Raw genomic sequence first — 17,033 nt, 5'->3', positions numbered from 1 at the left:
GCCGGTCCCCGGAGACTTCCGGGGACCGGCCCTTCTCCCGCGCTCACCGCGCGATCGACAGCTCCGCCCCGTCCCGCAGGAACAGCGGGATGCGGTCCAGCGGCGCGTCGACGGTCACGGCCGTACCGCCCTCGTAGGTCTCACCCGTCCACGCGTCCGTCCAGCGGGCACCGGCCGGCAGATACGCCGTGCGGGTCGTGGCGCCCGCCGTCAGCACCGGGGCGACCAGCAGGTCCCGGCCGAAGAGGTAGGCGTCGTCGACCGACCAGGCCGCGCGGTCCTCGGGGAACTCCAGGAACAGCGGGCGCATCACCGGCAGGCCCTCCTCATGGGCCTGCCGCATGACCGTCAGCACATACGGCTTCAGGCGCTCGCGCAGCCGCAGGTACCGCTCCAGGATCGCGCCGGCCTCCTCGCCGTACGACCACACCTCGTTCGGGCCACCGGTCATCTCCGGGCCCAGCGGCATGCCCGGGTCGCGGAAGCCGTGCAGACGCATCAGCGGGGACAGCGCGCCGAACTGGAACCAGCGGACCATCACCTCGCGGTAGGCCGGGTCGTCCGGGTCGCCGCCGTGGAAGCCGCCGATGTCCGTGTTCCACCAGGGGATGCCGGACAGGGCCGTGTTGAGACCGGCCGCGATCTGCCGGCGCAGGGTCGCGAAGTCGGTGCCGATGTCACCGGACCACACGGCGGCGCCGTAGCGCTGACTGCCCGCCCAGGCCGAGCGGTTGAGGGTGACCACCTCGTCCTCGCCGGAGGCGCGCAGGCCCTCGTAGAACGTACGGGCGTTCTCGGCGGGGTAGCTGTTGCCGACCTCCAGGCCGGGGCCCGCCCAGTAGCGCAGGTTCTCCTGGAAGCCCGGCTTCAGCTCCGGTTCGCAGGCGTCCAGCCAGAACGCCGTGATGCCGTACGGCTCCAGGTAGTTCTCCCGCACCCGCGACCACACGAACTCCCGGGCGTCCGGGTTCGTGGCGTCGTAGAAGGCCACCTGGACGGTCGAGGCGACCCCCTTGTCCGGCCAGTCCGCGTGCGCCATCGGACCGTACTGGGTGCCGATGAAGTAGCCGCGCTGCTCCATCACCGGGTGGTTCTCGGACAGCGGGGACACCGACGGCCAGACGGAGACCACCAGCTTGACGCCCATCTCGTCGAGTTCGCGGACCATGGCCGCCGGGTCGGGCCACTCCCGCGCGTCGAACTTCCACTCGCCCAGGTGTGTCCAGTGGAAGAAGTCGCAGACGATCGCGCTGAGGGGCAGCCCCCGGCGCTTGTACTCCCGGGCCACGGCGAGGAGTTCGTCCTGCGTGCGGTAGCGCAGCTTGCACTGCCAGAAGCCCGCCGCCCACTCGGGCAGCATCGGCGAACGCCCGGTCACCGCGCTGTAGTTGCGCTGGCCGTCGGCGGGGGTGCCCGCGGTGATCCAGTAGTCGATCTGACGGGCCGAGTCGGCCACCCAGCGGGTGCCGTTGCCGGCCAGTTCCACCCGGCCGATCGCCGGGTTGTTCCACAGCAGGGTGTAGCCACGGCTGGAGGACAGCACCGGGATGCTCACCTCGGCGTTGCGCTGCACCAGGTCCAGGACCAGGCCCTTCTGGTCCAGGCGTCCGTGCTGGTGCTGGCCGAGACCGAACAGCTTCTCGTCCTCGTAGGCGGCGAAGCGCTGCTCCAGGCGGTGGTGGCCGTTGCCGACGGCCGTGTAGAGGCGGGAGCCGGGCCACCAGAAGTGGGCGCGGTCCTCGGCGAGCAGCTCGGTGCGGTCGTCGGTGCGCAGGAAGCGGATCAGGCCCTCGGCGTCGACCTCCACGGTCAGCGCGCCGACCGTCAGCTGCCCCTCCCCGTCACCGGTCTTCACGGTGCTCTCGGTTGCGGGCGGGCTCTCCAGCAGGGCGCCCGGCAGTCCTTCGAGGACCGGGCCGCCGAGCCGGGCGCGTACCCGGACCGCGTCCGGGCCCCACGGCTCGACGCGTACCGTCTCCTGGCGGCCGCTCCACTCCAGCCCGCCGTCCCGCTCGCGGAACGTGCCGACGGTGGGGGACGACTGCGCCAGGCTGACCTTGGGCTGGATGTCGGCAGGCTGATTCACGGGGCGGCTCCTGAAGGAGTGCGGACATGGGGGTGCCCTGACAGGAGGGAGGGCACGGAGACGGAGAGGTGTGGTCAGGACCCGGCGGGCGCCGGTCCCGTACTCGCCCGCACGGTCAGCTCCGGGGCGATCAGCACGACCTCGTCGCTGCCGCGCCCGTCGAGCTTGGCCACCAGGTGCTCCACGGCGTACCGGCCCATCTGCTGGGCCGGGATGGCGACCGAGGCCAGCCGCACCGAGGCCTGGACGGCGACCTGCTCCGGGCAGATCGCCACCACGGACACGTCCTCGGGCACGGCCCGGCCCTGCTGGCGCAGCAGGGCCAGCAGCGGCTCCACCGCGGACTCGTTCTGCACCACGAAGCCCGTGGTGCCGGGACGTTCGTCGAGGAGCCGGGCCAGGGTGAGGGCCATCGCGTCGTACCCGCCCTCGCACGGCCGGTGCAGCACCCGGACGCCCAGCTCCCGGGCGCGGTCGCGCAGACCGGCGAGGGTGCGCTCGGCGAAGCCGGTGTGCCGTTCGTAGACCGCGGGTGCCTCCCCGATCACCGCGACATCACGGTGTCCGAGCCCCGCGAGATGCTCGACGCACAGCGCGCCGGTCGCCGCGAAGTCCAGGTCGACGCAGGTCAGGCCGGTGGTGTCGGCGGGCAGGCCGATGAGGACCGACGGCTGGTCGGTCTGGCGCAGCAGCGGCAGCCGCTCGTCCTCCAGCTCCACGTCCATCAGGATCATCGCGTCGGCCAGACCGCTGCCGGTGACCCGGCGGACCGCGTCCGGCCCCTCCTCGCCGGTGAGCAGCAGCACGTCGTACCCGTGCGTGCGCGCCGTGGTGGCCACCGCGATGGCGATCTCCATCATCACCGGCACGTACATGTCGGTGCGCAGCGGGACCATCAGCGCGATGATGTTCGACCGGTTGCTGGCCAGCGCGCGGGCGCCCGCGTTCGGGTGGTAGCCGAGGTCCCGGATGCTCTGCTCGACCCGCTGCCGGGTGGTGGCGGAGATGGACCGCTTGCCGCTGAGGACATAGCTCACCGTGCTCGCCGAGACTCCGGCGTGCTGGGCGACCTCGGCGAGGGTGACCATCCAGCTCTCCAAGCTTTGTGAAGCGCTTCGACAATGCGCATTGCTGACAGGGGCGAGTGGGGGTGCATTGACACTAGCTTCAGCCAGGGTGGGGTGTCCATAGGTTGTCGAAGCGCTTCGACAGTTTTTCCGATGGCTCGCTCCAGGGGCGGTACACGAACCGTCCCCCGGACGGGCCCGGGACGCAACACCGCTGGAGGGTGTGCCCGGCGGAGACCGGCGGGCGGGGCGATTCGGCCGTTCGGACGCGCGAGGACTGGTGGGGGCGGCCCGTTTCGGGTACCAACGATCCAGTAGCACGGGTCGGTAACGAACGGTCCGCAATCATCCCTCTTCGCGGTGAGGTGAGCCTCATGTCCGCCCCCACCACCCAACGCACCGTCACCGAGCGGGAAGCCCGCCAGGTGGCGGAGGCCGCCCGGGAACAGGACTGGCGCAAGCCAAGTTTCGCCAAGGAACTGTTCCTCGGGCGCCTCCGGCTCGACCTCATCCACCCCCATCCCCTCTCGGCCGACGAGGACGTACGACGCGGCGAGGAGTTCCTCGCCAAGCTGCGCGACTTCTGCGAGACGAAGATCGACTCGGCCCTCATCGAGCGCGAGGCACGGATCCCGGACGAGGTCATCGACGGGCTCAAGGAGCTCGGCGCCCTCGGCATGAAGATCGACACCAAGTACGGCGGGCTCGGCCTCACGCAGGTCTACTACAACAAGGCCCTCGCCCTGGTGGGCTCCGCCAACCCGGCGGTCGGCGCCCTGCTCTCCGCCCACCAGTCCATCGGCGTACCGCAGCCGCTGAAGCTCTTCGGCACCCAGGAACAGAAGGACACCTTCCTGCCCCGCTGCGCCCGCACCGACATCTCGGCGTTCCTGCTCACCGAGCCGGACGTCGGCTCCGACCCCGCCCGCCTGGCCACCAGCGCGGTCCCGGACGGCGACGACTACGTCCTCGACGGGGTGAAACTCTGGACCACCAACGGGGTCGTCGCCGACCTGCTCGTCGTCATGGCCCGGGTACCGAAGTCCGAGGGCCACAAGGGCGGCATCACCGCCTTCGTGGTGGAGGCCGGTTCCGAGGGCATCACCGTGGAGAACCGCAACGCCTTCATGGGCCTGCGCGGCCTGGAGAACGGCGTCACCCGCTTCCACCGGGTCCGGGTCCCCGCCGCCCACCGCATCGGCCCCGAGGGCGCGGGCCTGAAGATCGCCCTCACCACCCTCAACACCGGCCGTCTCTCCCTGCCCGCGATGTGCGTCGGCGCCGGCAAGTGGTGCCTGAAGATCGCCCGCGAGTGGTCGTCGGCCCGTGAGCAGTGGGGCAGGCCGGTCGCGCTGCACGAGGCCGTCGGCTCCAAGATCAGCTTTATCGCGGCCACCACCTTCGCCCTGGAGGCCGTCCTCGACCTCTCCTCGCAGATGGCCGACGAGGACCGCAACGACATCCGTATCGAGGCCGCCCTCGCCAAGCTCTACGGCTCCGAGATGGCCTGGCTGATGGCCGACGAGCTGGTCCAGATCCGCGGCGGCCGGGGCTTCGAGACGGCCGACTCCCTCCGGGCGCGCGGCGAGCGCCCTGTCCCGGCCGAGCAGATCCTGCGCGACCTGCGCATCAACCGGATCTTCGAGGGCTCCACCGAGATCATGCACCTGCTGATCGCCCGCGAGGCCGTCGACGCCCACCTCTCGGTCGCCGGTGACCTCATCGACCCCGACAAGTCCCTGTCCGACAAGGCGAGGGCGGGCGCGAACGCCGGCGTGTTCTACGCCAAGTGGCTGCCGAAGCTGGTCGCCGGGCCGGGGCAGCTCCCGTCGTCGTACCCAGAGTTCAGGCAGGGCGTCGACCTCTCCGGGCATCTGCGCTACGTCGAGCGGCACGCCCGCAAGCTGGCCCGCTCCACCTTCTACGCCATGTCCCGCTGGCAGGGCCGGATGGAGACCAAACAGGGCTTCCTCGGCCGGGTCGTGGACATCGGCGCGGAGCTGTTCGCGATGAGCGCGGCCTGTGTACGGGCCGAGCTGCTGCGCAGCCAGGGCGAGCACGGCCGCGAGGCCTACCAGCTCGCCGACGTCTTCTGCCGCCAGGCCCGCATCCGGGTCGACGAACTGTTCAACCGCCTGTGTGCCAACACCGACGACGTCGACCGCAAGGTGGTCAAGGGAGTGCTCGGCGGCGCCTACGAGTGGCTGGAGCAGGGGATCGTCGACCCGTCGGGCGAGGGCCCGTGGATCGCCGACGCGACCCCGGGCCCGAGTCAACGCGAGAATGTGCGCCGCCCGATCAGGTGAATCAGCGGTACCTGTCGCTCGGATCCCGCGTCGTCCAGGAACAGGAGTCGACCTCGGTGCCGCTCGCCTTGGTCGGCGTGGCCGTGTCGCTGGTGTTGTTCCAGACGTAGGCACGGCGGTTCTGGTACTTGTCCGACGCGGTGTCCGTGACCCGGCCGGTGTGCGTCCTATTCGGCGACGAGAACTGATAAGGCACCCTCCTGAGGGACGCGCTGTCCTCACGGCCGACGGTTGCGGCAACAATGGAGGGATGACCGACAGCCCCGCCAGTCCGGCACCCCTCGCCGACCCGCACCTCGTGTACGACCCCGTCGCCGGGGACGGTCCCAAGGACGTGGTGATCCTCGGCTCCACCGGATCCATCGGCACCCAGGCCATCGACCTCGTGCTGCGCCACCCCGACCGCTTCCGGGTCACCGCCCTGTCCGCGAACGGCGGCCGGGTCGCCCTCCTCGCCGAACAGGCGCACCGGCTGCGGGTGCGGACCGTCGCGGTCGCCCGCGAGGAGGCCGTACCGGAGCTGCGCGAGGCGCTCGCCGCGCGCTACGGCGCCGGGGAGCCGCTCCCCGGGATCCTGGCCGGACCGGAGGCGGCCACCGAGGTCGCCGCCTCCGACTGCCACACCGTGCTGAACGGCATCACCGGCTCCATCGGCCTCGCGCCCACCCTCGCCGCCCTGGAGGCGGGCCGCACCCTCGCGCTCGCCAACAAGGAGTCGCTGATCGTCGGCGGTCCGCTGGTCAAGGCACTGGCGAAGCCCGGTCAGATCATCCCGGTCGACTCCGAGCACGCCGCGCTCTTCCAGGCGCTGGCCTCCGGCACCCGCGCCGACGTGCGCAAGCTGGTCGTCACCGCCTCCGGCGGCCCCTTCCGCGGCCGCACCAGGGCCGAGCTGGCGCGGGTGACCGTCGAGGACGCCCTGGCCCACCCCACCTGGGCCATGGGCCCGGTGATCACCATCAACTCGGCGACCCTGGTCAACAAGGGCCTGGAAGTCATCGAGGCACATCTCCTCTACGACATTCCCTTCGACCGCATTGAGGTGGTCGTGCATCCCCAGTCGTATGTCCACTCGATGGTTGAGTTCACCGACGGATCCACGATCGCCCAGGCGACGCCCCCCGACATGCGCGGGCCCATCGCCATCGGTCTGGGCTGGCCCGAACGCGTCCCCGACGCGGCACCCGCCTTCGACTGGAGCACGGCCTCCACCTGGGAGTTCTTCCCGCTGGACAACGAGGCCTTCCCCTCGGTGAACCTCGCCCGGCACGTCGGGCAGCTCGCGGGGACCGCGCCGGCGGTGTTCAATGCCGCCAACGAGGAGTGCGTGGAGGCGTTCCGCGCCGGCGCGCTGCCGTTCAACGGGATCCTGGAGACCGTCACCCGGGTCGTCCAGGAGCACGGCACCCCGGTCACCGGAACCTCGCTCACCGTGCCGGACGTCCTCGAGGCGGAGACCTGGGCACGGGCCCGGGCCCGTGAACTGACAGCACAGACGGCTACCGCGGAGGCGCGTGCATGACAGCCCTGATGATGATCCTCGGCATAGTCGTCTTCGTGATCGGCCTGCTGGTCTCGATCGCCTGGCACGAGCTGGGGCATCTGTCCACCGCCAAGCTCTTCGGCATCCGGGTGCCGCAGTACATGGTCGGCTTCGGCCCGACCATCTGGTCACGGCGCAAGGGCGACACGGAGTACGGCATCAAGGCCATCCCGGCCGGCGGCTACATCCGGATGATCGGCATGTTCCCGCCCGGCGAGGACGGCCGGATCACCGCGCGCTCCACCTCGCCCTGGCGGAGCATGATCGAGGACGCCCGCTCGGCCGCCTTCGAGGAGCTGAAGCCGGGCGACGAGACCCGCCTGTTCTACACGCGCGCGCCCTGGAAGCGCGTCATCGTGATGTTCGCGGGCCCCTTCATGAACCTGGTCCTCGCGGTCGCCCTGTTCCTGACCGTCCTCATGGGCTTCGGCATCTCGCAGCAGACCACCACCGTCTCCTCGGTCTCCCAGTGCGTCATCGCCCAGAGCCAGAACCGCGACACCTGCAAGAGCGGCGACGCGGCCTCCCCGGCCGCCGCGGCCGGACTGAAGGCCGGCGACAAGATCGTCTCCTTCGACGGGGTGCGCACCGACAACTGGAACCGGCTCTCCGACCTCATCCGCGCCACCCCCGGCAAGCAGGTCCCGATCGTCGTCGAACGCGGCGGCCACCAGCTGACCCTGCACGCGAAGATCGCCTCCAACCAGGTCGCCAAGAAGGACTCCAGCGGCCAGATCGTCCAGGGCCAGTACGTCACCGCCGGCTTCCTCGGCTTCAGCGCCGCCACCGGCGTCGTACGCCAGGGCTTCGGCGAGTCCCTGACCTGGATGGGCGACCGGCTCGGCGAGGCCGTCGACTCCATCGCGAGCCTGCCCGGCAAGATCCCGGCCCTGTGGAACGCGGCCTTCGACGGCGCCCCGCGCCAGCCCGACTCCCCGATGGGCGTGGTCGGCGCGGCCCGCGTCGGCGGCGAGATCTTCACCCTCCACATCCCGCCCACCGAGCAGCTGGCCATGGCGCTGATGCTGGTGGCCGGCTTCAACCTGTCCCTCTTCCTCTTCAACATGCTCCCGCTCCTCCCGCTCGACGGCGGACACATCGCGGGCGCCCTGTGGGAGGCGCTGCGGCGGAACCTGGCGAAGGTGCTGCGCCGGCCCGACCCGGGCCCGTTCGACGTCGCGAAGCTGATGCCGGTGGCCTATGTGGTGGCGGGCATCTTCATCTGCTTCACCCTGCTGGTCCTGGTGGCGGACGTCGTCAACCCGGTGAAAATCACCTAGTGCTGTGACCGGAAAGGTTTGCCGAGAAGCTCGCGGCGTCCGGTGCTGGGGGCACCTCCCACGCGGTTCAGGCAGTGGGGGAGCATCGCAGGGCGGAGCGTCCGCCCGCGTACTGGATGTACTCGGGTGATGCGACAACGCGGCGTGGGGGTACCCCCGGCCGAAGGCTGGGGGAGTGCCGTGCCGGGCGTCGCGAGCCGGGGAACCCTTCCGGTCGCAGCACTAGCCGTGCGACGTTCGAGGCGGCCCGGCAGCGCGTGCTCCGGGCCGCCATCCATTGGGTGGGTTTGCCGGACGGGATGTGCCCGGGCTCGGGCCGGTGCCGTAATCTCGAAGCCTGGAGCCCGCCGGTTACGGGACCGGACCTTGATCCACGACTTGGGGTTGCACAGCAGATGACTGCGATTTCTCTCGGCATGCCGTCCGTTCCGACCAAGCTCGCCGAGCGGCGGAAGAGCCGGCAGATCCAGGTCGGATCCGTGGCGGTCGGCGGGGACGCGCCCGTCTCGGTGCAGTCGATGACCACGACCCGTACGTCCGACGTCGGCGCCACCCTGCAGCAGATCGCCGAACTCACCGCGTCCGGCTGCCAGATCGTCCGTGTGGCGTGTCCCACGCAGGACGACGCGGACGCCCTGGCCACGATCGCGCGGAAGTCGCAGATCCCGGTGATCGCGGACATCCACTTCCAGCCGAAGTACGTGTTCGCCGCGATCGAGGCCGGCTGCGCGGCCGTGCGCGTGAACCCGGGCAACATCAAGCAGTTCGACGACAAGGTCAAGGAGATCGCGCGCGCCGCGAAGGACCACGGCACCCCGATCCGGATCGGCGTCAACGCCGGCTCGCTGGACCAGCGCCTGCTGCGGAAGTACGGCAGGGCGACGCCGGAGGCGCTCGTCGAGTCCGCCCTGTGGGAGGCCTCCCTCTTCGAGGAGCACGACTTCCGGGACATCAAGATCTCCGTCAAGCACAACGACCCGGTCGTGATGATCGAGGCGTACCGGCAGCTCGCCGCCCGGTGCGACTACCCGCTGCACCTCGGCGTCACGGAGGCCGGCCCCGCCTTCCAGGGCACGATCAAGTCCGCCGTCGCCTTCGGGGCGCTGCTCTCCCAGGGCATCGGCGACACCATCCGCGTCTCCCTGTCGGCCCCGCCGGTCGAGGAGGTCAAGGTCGGCAACCAGATCCTGGAGTCCCTCAACCTCAAGCAGCGCGGCCTGGAGATCGTCTCCTGCCCGTCCTGCGGGCGTGCCCAGGTCGACGTCTACAAGCTGGCCGAGGAGGTCACGGCAGGCCTGACCGGCATGGAGGTCCCGTTGCGGGTGGCCGTCATGGGCTGTGTGGTCAACGGCCCCGGCGAGGCCCGCGAGGCGGACCTCGGCGTCGCCTCCGGCAACGGCAAGGGCCAGATCTTCGTCAAGGGCGAGGTCATCAAGACCGTCCCCGAGTCGAAGATCGTGGAGACCCTCATCGAGGAGGCCATGAAGCTGGCCGAGCAGATGGAGGCGCAGGGCGTCCCGTCCGGCGAGCCGTCGGTGTCGGTCGCCGACTGACCCACGGCACGAGTCGCCGGCCGCCCGGGCCGTGCCGGAGCGGGTGAACGGGCCCTGCGCCCGCGCCCGCTGCGGCGTTCTCGCGGGGGCGGCGCCGCGCGGCGTCGGCAGGTACAGTGCGGAGATCAGCACAAACCCCTCCGGATGAGGCCCCGCATTTGTTGACGCAGACCACCTCACGGGTGCTCGAACCGAGTGACCTGGACGCCGCGCTCGCCGTCCTCGACCGCGAGCCGGTGGCGAACGCCTTCGTGACGTCCCGGGTCCAGGTCGCCGGCCTCGACCCGTGGCGGCTCGGCGGCGAGATGTGGGGCTGGTACGAGGACGGCATGCTGACCTCCCTGTGCTACGCGGGCGCCAACCTGGTCCCCATCTGCGCGGGTCCCCGGGCCGTACGGGCCTTCGCGGACCGGGCGAGAAGGGCCGGCCGCCGCTGCTCCTCCATCGTCGGCCCCGCCGAACCCACCGCCCAGCTGTGGCGCTTGCTGGAGCCGCACTGGGGCCCGGCCCGCGAGGTCCGCGCCCACCAGCCCCTCATGGTCACCGACCGCATGCCCGCCGGCATCGCCCCGGACCCCTACGTCCGCCGCATCCGCAAGGACGAGGTGGAGACGATCATGCCGGCCTGCGTGGCGATGTTCACCGAGGAGGTGGGCGTCTCCCCGCTGGCCGGGGACGGCGGCCTCCTCTACCAGGCACGGGTGGCCGAACTCGTCGGCGCCGGGCGCTCGTTCGCCCGCCTCGACGACAGCGGCCGGGTCGTCTTCAAGGCGGAGATCGGCGCGGCGACGCCCCAGGCCTGCCAGATCCAGGGCGTGTGGGTGGCCCCGGAGTACCGGGGCCTGGGCCTGGCCGCCCCGGGCATGGCGGCGGTCCTGCGCTACGCGCTCACGGACATCGCCCCGGTGGCCAGCCTGTACGTCAACGACTTCAACACCGCCGCGAGAAGGACGTACAGGAGGGTCGGCTTCCAGGAGGCCGGCGCCTTCATGAGTGTGCTGTTCTAGCCCCCTGTAGTCTCCCCGCATGGACTTCGTGATCGGTCCCCTGGACCTCTCGTCCCACGTGGACGAGGCACTCGCCGTCCAAGCCCTCGCTTTCGGGCTCGGCCCCGACGAGGTGGCCGTCCGCCGCCAGATCGTCCTGCGCCACATGCAGTACCCGGGCGCCCGAGCCCTCGGCGCCACCAGCGACGGACGACTCGTCGGATTCGTCTACGGCATGCCCAACGACCGCACCCACTGGTGGTCCACCGTGGTGGAGCCGTACCTGCGCGCCCTCGGCAACGACGACTGGCTCGACGACACCTTCGTGATCACCGAACTGCACGTCCACCCCCACCACCAGAACCGCGGCATCGGCAGATCCCTGATCACCACCATCACCGACGACGCCGGCGAACCCCGTTCGATCCTCTCCGCGATCGACACCGACAGCCCGGCCCGCGGCCTCTACCGCTCCCTCGGCTACCAGGACCTCGCCCGCCGGGTCCACTTCCCCAGCGCCCCCAAGCCGTACGCGGTCATGGGCGCCCCCCTGCCCCTGCGCCGCGGTTAAGGATTTCCGGGCACGGCGGCCCCCCGGCTAACCTCCTAGCCACCACCCTTTCCCCGGCAGGAGTACGAGAACCATGGCGAACGCACCGGTCCAGCGCATGTCGAGGTTGATGGCGAAGACGCTGCGCGACGACCCGGCGGACGCCGAGGTCCTCAGCCACAAGCTGCTCGTCCGCGCCGGCTACGTCCGCCGTACCGCCGCCGGCCTGTGGAGCTGGCTGCCGCTGGGCAAGAAGGTCCTCTCCAACGTGGAGCGGATCGTCCGCGAGGAGATGGACGCCATCGGCGCCCAGGAGGTGACGCTCCCCGCCCTGCTGCCGCGAGAGCCGTACGAGGCGACCGGCCGCTGGGACGAGTACGGCGCCGAACTGTTCCGCCTCCAGGACCGCAAGGGCGGCGACTACCTCCTCGGCCCCACCCACGAGGAGATCTTCACCCTGCTGGTGAAGGACCAGGCCTCCTCCTACAAGGACCTGCCGGTCACCCTCTACCAGATCCAGAACAAGTACCGCGACGAGGCCCGCCCCCGGGCCGGCATCCTGCGCGGCCGTGAGTTCCTGATGAAGGACTCCTACTCCTTCGACCTCGACGACGACGGCCTCGCCCAGTCGTACGCCCTGCACCGCCAGGCCTACCAGCGGATCTTCGAGCGCCTCGGCCTCGACTACCGCATCTGCGCCGCGACGGCGGGCGCGATGGGCGGCTCCAAGTCGGAGGAGTTCCTGGCCCCGGCCGCGGCCGGCGAGGACACCTTCGCCGACTGCCCGAACTGCGACTTCGCCGCCAACACCGAGGCGATCACCTACGAGCTGCAGACCCGGGACGCCTCCGGCCTGCCGGCCGCCGAGGAGATCCCCACCCCCGACACCCCGACCATCGAGACCCTCGCCGCCCACCTCGGCGTCCCGGCCTCCGCCACCCTCAAGAACCTCCTCGTGAAGGTCGACGGCGAGATCGTCGCCGTGGGCGTGCCCGGGGACCGCGAGGTGGACATGGACAAGGTGGAGGCGCACTTCGCGCCGGCCGCCGTGGAGTTGGTGACCGCCGAGGACTTCGTCGGCCGGCCCGACCTGGTCCGCGGCTACGTCGGCCCGCAGGGCCTGGGCGACAAGGTCACCTACATCGCCGACCCGCGGGTGGCCCCCGGCACCGCCTGGATCACCGGTGCCAACAAGGAGCACACGCACGCCAGGAACGTCGTCGCGGGACGTGACTTCGAGGTCGACCGGTACGTCGACGTCGTGGTCGTGCGGGAGGGCGACCCCTGCCCCAAGTGCGGCACCGGCCTCCGGCTGGACCGCGCCATCGAGATCGGCCACATCTTCCAGCTCGGCCGCAAGTACGCCGACGCCCTCAAGCTCGACGTCCTCGGCCAGAACGGCAAGCCGGTCCGGGTGACCATGGGCTCCTACGGCATCGGCGTCTCCCGCGCCGTCGCCGCCCTCGCCGAGCAGACCGCCGACGACAAGGGCCTGGTGTGGTCCAAGGAGGTCGCCCCGGCCGACGTGCACGTAGTCGCCGCGGGCAAGGCCCTGCAGACCGAGCTGGCCCTCGACGTCTCCGAGCAGCTGCGCGCCGCGGGCCTGCGGGTCCTGGTCGACGACCGGGCCGGCGTCTCCCCGGGCGTGAAGTTCACCGACGCCGAACTCATCGGCGTACCGCAGATCCTCGTCGCCGGCCGCCGCTCCGCCGAGGGCGTCCTGGAGCTGAAGGACCGCAGGACCGGTGAGCGCGAGGAACTGACCGTCGAGGAGGCGATCACCCGCCTGACCGCGGAGTGAGCGCCGTGACCGGTGCCGGGCACCCCCGCGGCCTTCGGGCGTGGGGGTGCCCCCGGGCGACCGGTCCCTCCCGACCCGCAAGCCTTCCGGGGTACTAGAGCCAGCCGGCGAACTCCAGCAACAGCTCGGCGTCCCGCTCACGGCCGACCCGGCGGGCCCGTACCCCCGACTCCACCGCCCGGAACAGCGTCCAGCCGCGCAGCCGCTCCTGGTCCAGCTCCAGGGACTCCGCGAGCCTCTTCACCCGCCGCCGGGTGGTGGCCGCGCCGGACGGCGCCGCGATCAGGTCCTCCACCCGGTCGCGCACCAGCCGCGCCAGATCGAAGGCGCACTCGCCGACCACCGGGTCGGGCCCCACAGCCAGCCACGGCATCCGCTCCCCGGACAGGACCTTGCTCTGCCGGAACGTCCCGTGCAGCAACCGGTCCTCCGGCGGCGCGACGAGCAGTTCCTCGCGGGCCGCGAGCGCCGCCTCGGCCAGCGGCGCCACCTCGGGATCGGACTCGGCACCCGCCCGTATCGCCGCCGCCTGCCGCCCCGTCCGCTCGGCCACGGTCTCGAAAGAGTGATCACCCGGCGGCTCGACCCACAGCCGGCGCAGCGTCCCCGCCGCCTCCAGCAGCGCCTTCGCCTCGGGCAGCGACCGCACCGAGACGTCCGGATGCAGCCGCTCCAGCAGCAGCACCCCCGCGCCGGCCTCCCCGGCCTCGGCCTCCAGCAGCTGGACGGCACCGAGCCCGCCCCAGTGGGCCAGCGCCGCCCGCTCGCCCTCCGGCCGGGCCCGGCGGGGAGCGAGCTTCAGCACCGCCGGGGTGCCGTCGGCCCGCCGTACCAGCACGACCAGGCTGCTGCGGCCACCCGGTACCTGGATCCGCTCCACGGTCAACTCGCGCAGCGCGACGGCCTGCCGTGCCGTCTCGGGCAGCTTCTCCAACCAGTCGTCACCGTCCGGTGTCTCACCGAGCGCCCGCACCAGGCGCTGCGGCGGTTCGAAAGCCATGCGCGAGTCGTCCCCTTCCCTGCGTCCTCACGTTCCCTGCGGAGCCACGGAGGCGGAGGCCGACGACGCCGTCGTACCGGCCGCACCGGCCTCCTCGCCGGAGCGCTCCGCGAGACCAGGGAAGGCTACGCTCTCCCCGCTCCAGCGCACCGCCCGGACCGCGGCCTCGCGCAGGGCGGCCGCCGCCGCGCCGCGCCGCTCGCCCGTCGCCGCCCGCACCAGGTCCGAGTACACATCGGCCACCCGCTCCTCCAGTACGGCGGCCAGCCGCACCGCCGTGGCCGCGTCCGGCACCGGGAACGGCAGCGCGTACCCCGCGCTCGCGGCGACCGGCTCGCCCCCCAGGTCGCGCACCTCGCGCGCCAGCGCGTCCCGGCGCGCCCGATGTGCGTCGTACGCCTCCTGTGCCTGCGCGCGCCCGGCCGCGCCGACCCGTCCGCCGACGACTCCGTACCCGTACACCGCCGCGTGCTCCGCCGCCAGCGCCGCCTGCAGCGCCGTCAGTTCGCCGCTCCCGGCCTTGCCGCTCACCTGGCCCCCTCCGTCAGCAGGAACGCGTGCGCCGCTCCGGCCGCCGCCACGGAGGCCAGCAGCCGCGCCAGCTCACCCGGCACCCCCAGCAGAGCCCGCGCCCGCCGGTCGGCGAGGCCCCGCTCGGCAGCGGCCAGAGCGGCGAGGGCGTCCTTCTCGTTCACCGGGACGGACGGCACGGACGGCACGGAGGGGGCGGACGGGGCGTCCGACCCTGAGCCGGTCGCCGACGCGGTGGGCGTCCCGCCCGCCCCGAAGGCCGCCACGTGCGCCGCCACCTGCGCCCGCAGCGGACGCAGCCGGCCCGCCAGCGGCGGGTGCGCGGCGAGCACGGCGTCGTACCGGTCCAGCAGCCCGGCGCTGTCCCGGGCCGCACGCGCGCGTACCCGGGCCACGGCCGAAGGGCCGTCGGGCGAACCCGAGTCGGAGCCGGGGCCGGCGGAGCAGCCCACGAGGAGAGCGGTCCCCGCGGCCGAGGCCAGCAGGGATCTTCTGCGCGGCCCCGAGGGGGTGCGCGACGGCGGGGGGTACGGCACTGCAGACGTCCTCGGAGGCACTCGTACGAACGGAAGGGCGGCACGCCCGTGATCACCGTACCCGCGCCCCCGTCCGGCGGCACTCAGCGGCACCGCCCGCGCACGGGTGGACGGCAACACCCCTTGCGACCGGATACCCTTTGACCAGACACGCGACCCATCCCACAACAGCACACGCGGCCGAGGAGTCACCCGGATGAGCACCACCCAGAGCGAGAGGCTGCGGGAACTGCTGGAACCGCTCGTCACGTCCCAGGGGCTGGATCTCGAGGAGATCGCCGTGGACTCCGTCGGCCGCAAGCGGGTGCTGCGCGTCGTCGTCGACTCCGACACCGGCGCCGACCTGGACCAGATCGCCGATGTGAGCCGTGCGCTCTCGGCGAAGCTCGACGAGACCGAGGCGATGGGCGAGGGCGCGTACGACCTGGAGGTCGGCACCCCCGGCGCGGAACGCCTGCTCACCGAGCACCGGCACTATGTGCGCGCCGTGGACCGGCTGGTGAGGTTCCAGCTGACGGAGGGCGGCGGCGAGCTGGTCGCCCGGATCCTGGGCGTCGACGACGAGGGCCTCGACGTGGAGGTGCCCGGCGTCAAGGGCCGCAAGGCCACCACCCGCAGACTCGCCTTCGACGGGATCGAACGCGCGCGGGTACAGGTCGAGTTCAACCGCAAGGGCGACAAGGCCGACAAGGGTGACAAGGCCGAGAAGGACATGAAGGAAGAGGAGGAGGCGTAGCCGTGGACATCGACATGAGTGCCCTGCGGGGCTTGGTTCGGGAGAAGGAGATCTCCTTCGACCTGCTGGTCGAGGCGATCGAGTCGGCCCTCCTCATCGCGTACCACCGCACCGAGGGAAGCCGCCGTCACGCACGCGTGGAGCTCAACCGGGAGACCGGGCATGTGACCGTGTGGGCGAAGGAGGACCCGGAGGACCTGGAGGAGGGCCAGGAGGCCCGCGAGTTCGACGACACCCCGTCCGGGTTCGGCCGTATCGCCGCCACCACCGCCAAGCAGGTGATCCTGCAGCGGCTGCGCGACGCCGAGGACGACGCGACGCTCGGCGAGTACGCCGGCCGCGAGGGCGACATCGTCACCGGTGTGGTCCAGCAGGGCCGCGACCCGAAGAACGTGCTGGTGGACATCGGCAAGCTGGAGGCCATCCTGCCGGTGCAGGAGCAGGTGCCGGGGGAGACCTACGCGCACGGCCTGCGGCTTCGGTCGTACGTCGTCCGGGTGGCGAAGGGCGTCCGGGGTCCCTCGGTCACTCTTTCGCGTACCCACCCCAATCTGGTGAAGAAGCTCTTCGCGCTGGAGGTGCCGGAGATCGCCGACGGGTCCGTCGAGATCGCCGCCATCGCCCGTGAGGCCGGTCACCGCACGAAGATCGCCGTCCGGTCCACCCGTTCGGGCCTGAACGCCAAGGGTGCCTGCATCGGCCCCATGGGCGGCCGGGTGCGCAACGTGATGGGCGAACTGAACGGTGAGAAGATCGACATCGTCGACTGGTCGGACGACCCGGCGGAGATGGTGGCGAACGCGCTGTCACCCGCCCGGGTGTCCAAGGTCGAGGTCGTCGACATGGCCGCCCGGTCCGCCCGGGTGACCGTGCCGGACTACCAGCTGTCGCTGGCGATCGGCAAGGAAGGGCAGAACGCCCGGCTCGCGGCCCGGCTGACCGGCTGGCGGATCGACATCCGGCCGGACACCGAGCAGGCCGGGGAATAGATCCCGGCCGCAGGCCGCTCAGATCACGACAGTTATATGCACGACAACCGTTCGATCCCTGCCCCAAAG

14 protein-coding genes and 1 pseudogene are annotated in these 17,033 nt (G+C 71.7%); 9 read left to right on the top strand and 6 right to left on the bottom strand.

Going from position 1 to position 17,033, the window contains the following annotated elements; genetic code table 11:
* Nucleotides 1–43 precede the first annotated feature (43 nt).
* Nucleotides 44–2,086: a TIM-barrel domain-containing protein gene (locus ACFYMM_RS22160; protein ID WP_388389123.1), complete on the bottom strand. Its 2,043-nt coding sequence runs from the start codon at nucleotides 2,084–2,086 to the stop codon at nucleotides 44–46.
* Nucleotides 2,087–2,160: 74 nt separating this feature from the next.
* Complete coding sequence (locus ACFYMM_RS22155; protein WP_388389121.1) at nucleotides 2,161–3,174, bottom strand: LacI family DNA-binding transcriptional regulator; 1,014 nt, start codon at nucleotides 3,172–3,174, stop codon at nucleotides 2,161–2,163.
* Between the two features lie 353 nt (nucleotides 3,175–3,527).
* Here ACFYMM_RS22155 and ACFYMM_RS22150 point away from each other — a divergent pair, with 353 nt between their 5' ends.
* Nucleotides 3,528–5,459, top strand: a complete 1,932-nt coding sequence (locus tag ACFYMM_RS22150; protein ID WP_388389119.1) for an acyl-CoA dehydrogenase family protein — start codon at nucleotides 3,528–3,530, stop codon at nucleotides 5,457–5,459.
* 1 nt (nucleotide 5,460) lies between these two features.
* Here ACFYMM_RS22150 and ACFYMM_RS22145 read toward each other — a convergent pair.
* Nucleotides 5,461–5,622: pseudogene (locus ACFYMM_RS22145) on the bottom strand (lamin tail domain-containing protein); the annotation flags it as partial.
* An 87-nt stretch (nucleotides 5,623–5,709) separates the two neighbouring features.
* On the opposite strand from ACFYMM_RS22145, the gene dxr reads away from it, so the two are divergent.
* The 6 genes from dxr (at nucleotide 5,710) to ACFYMM_RS22115 (ending at nucleotide 13,172) form a co-directional block, all read left to right on the top strand.
* Nucleotides 5,710–6,981, top strand: a complete 1,272-nt coding sequence (dxr, locus tag ACFYMM_RS22140; protein WP_388389117.1) for a 1-deoxy-D-xylulose-5-phosphate reductoisomerase — start codon at nucleotides 5,710–5,712, stop codon at nucleotides 6,979–6,981.
* Nucleotides 6,982–6,989: 8 nt separating this feature from the next.
* Nucleotides 6,990–8,282 carry a M50 family metallopeptidase gene (locus tag ACFYMM_RS22135; protein ID WP_388389560.1) on the top strand — a complete coding sequence of 431 codons (1,293 nt, stop codon included), beginning with the start codon at nucleotides 6,990–6,992 and terminating at the stop codon, nucleotides 8,280–8,282.
* Nucleotides 8,283–8,677: 395 nt separating this feature from the next.
* The gene (gene ispG / locus ACFYMM_RS22130) at nucleotides 8,678–9,835 is read left to right on the top strand and encodes a flavodoxin-dependent (E)-4-hydroxy-3-methylbut-2-enyl-diphosphate synthase (protein ID WP_388389115.1); all 1,158 of its coding nucleotides are present in this window, start codon (nucleotides 8,678–8,680) and stop codon (nucleotides 9,833–9,835) included.
* A 158-nt stretch (nucleotides 9,836–9,993) separates the two neighbouring features.
* Nucleotides 9,994–10,842, top strand: coding sequence for a GNAT family N-acetyltransferase (locus ACFYMM_RS22125; protein ID WP_388389113.1), 849 nt, complete (start codon nucleotides 9,994–9,996; stop codon nucleotides 10,840–10,842).
* A 19-nt stretch (nucleotides 10,843–10,861) separates the two neighbouring features.
* Nucleotides 10,862–11,392 carry a GNAT family N-acetyltransferase gene (locus ACFYMM_RS22120; protein WP_388389111.1) on the top strand — a complete coding sequence of 177 codons (531 nt, stop codon included), beginning with the start codon at nucleotides 10,862–10,864 and terminating at the stop codon, nucleotides 11,390–11,392.
* A 73-nt stretch (nucleotides 11,393–11,465) separates the two neighbouring features.
* A complete protein-coding gene (locus ACFYMM_RS22115; protein ID WP_388389109.1) occupies nucleotides 11,466–13,172 on the top strand; it encodes a proline--tRNA ligase in 1,707 nt (568 codons plus the stop codon).
* A gap of 94 nt (nucleotides 13,173–13,266) precedes the next feature.
* Here ACFYMM_RS22115 and ACFYMM_RS22110 read toward each other — a convergent pair whose 3' ends face one another.
* From ACFYMM_RS22110 to ACFYMM_RS22100, 3 genes are read right to left on the bottom strand one after another with little or no spacing between them, the layout of a single operon-like run.
* Nucleotides 13,267–14,172: an aminoglycoside phosphotransferase family protein gene (locus ACFYMM_RS22110; RefSeq protein WP_388389108.1), complete on the bottom strand. Its 906-nt coding sequence runs from the start codon at nucleotides 14,170–14,172 to the stop codon at nucleotides 13,267–13,269.
* A gap of 27 nt (nucleotides 14,173–14,199) precedes the next feature.
* A complete protein-coding gene (locus ACFYMM_RS22105) occupies nucleotides 14,200–14,703 on the bottom strand; it encodes a DUF4439 domain-containing protein (protein ID WP_388389106.1) in 504 nt (167 codons plus the stop codon).
* Nucleotides 14,700–15,239, bottom strand: a complete 540-nt coding sequence (locus tag ACFYMM_RS22100; protein WP_388389104.1) for a hypothetical protein — start codon at nucleotides 15,237–15,239, stop codon at nucleotides 14,700–14,702. The genes ACFYMM_RS22105 and ACFYMM_RS22100 overlap by 4 nt, the downstream gene beginning before the upstream one ends.
* A gap of 196 nt (nucleotides 15,240–15,435) precedes the next feature.
* Here ACFYMM_RS22100 and rimP point away from each other — a divergent pair, with 196 nt between their 5' ends.
* Together rimP and nusA are read left to right on the top strand one after the other, a co-directional pair.
* Complete coding sequence (rimP, locus tag ACFYMM_RS22095) at nucleotides 15,436–15,975, top strand: ribosome maturation factor RimP (RefSeq protein ID WP_388389102.1); 540 nt, start codon at nucleotides 15,436–15,438, stop codon at nucleotides 15,973–15,975.
* A gap of 2 nt (nucleotides 15,976–15,977) precedes the next feature.
* Nucleotides 15,978–16,964 (top strand): transcription termination factor NusA, encoded by a 987-nt coding sequence (nusA, locus tag ACFYMM_RS22090; protein ID WP_388389099.1) that lies wholly within the window; start codon nucleotides 15,978–15,980, stop codon nucleotides 16,962–16,964.
* The last annotated feature ends 69 nt before the right edge of the window (nucleotides 16,965–17,033 follow it).

This window comes from Streptomyces sp. NPDC006739, from assembly GCF_042869815.1.
Lineage (GTDB): Bacteria > Actinomycetota > Actinomycetes > Streptomycetales > Streptomycetaceae > Streptomyces.
Note: the sequence above shows the minus strand (reverse complement) of the source record. Positions and strands in the feature narration are given on the sequence as shown.

Coding starts and splice junctions, on each gene's coding strand:
- ACFYMM_RS22150 (WP_388389119.1), top strand. CDS start 3,528: ATGTCCGCCCCCACCACCCAACGCACCGTCACCGAGCGGGAAGCCCGC.
- ACFYMM_RS22110 (WP_388389108.1), bottom strand. CDS start 14,172: ATGGCTTTCGAACCGCCGCAGCGCCTGGTGCGGGCGCTCGGTGAGACA.
- ACFYMM_RS22135 (WP_388389560.1), top strand. CDS start 6,990: ATGATGATCCTCGGCATAGTCGTCTTCGTGATCGGCCTGCTGGTCTCG.
- dxr (WP_388389117.1), top strand. CDS start 5,710: ATGACCGACAGCCCCGCCAGTCCGGCACCCCTCGCCGACCCGCACCTC.
- rimP (WP_388389102.1), top strand. CDS start 15,436: ATGAGCACCACCCAGAGCGAGAGGCTGCGGGAACTGCTGGAACCGCTC.
- ACFYMM_RS22115 (WP_388389109.1), top strand. CDS start 11,466: ATGGCGAACGCACCGGTCCAGCGCATGTCGAGGTTGATGGCGAAGACG.
- ACFYMM_RS22120 (WP_388389111.1), top strand. CDS start 10,862: ATGGACTTCGTGATCGGTCCCCTGGACCTCTCGTCCCACGTGGACGAG.
- ACFYMM_RS22155 (WP_388389121.1), bottom strand. CDS start 3,174: ATGGTCACCCTCGCCGAGGTCGCCCAGCACGCCGGAGTCTCGGCGAGC.
- ispG (WP_388389115.1), top strand. CDS start 8,678: ATGACTGCGATTTCTCTCGGCATGCCGTCCGTTCCGACCAAGCTCGCC.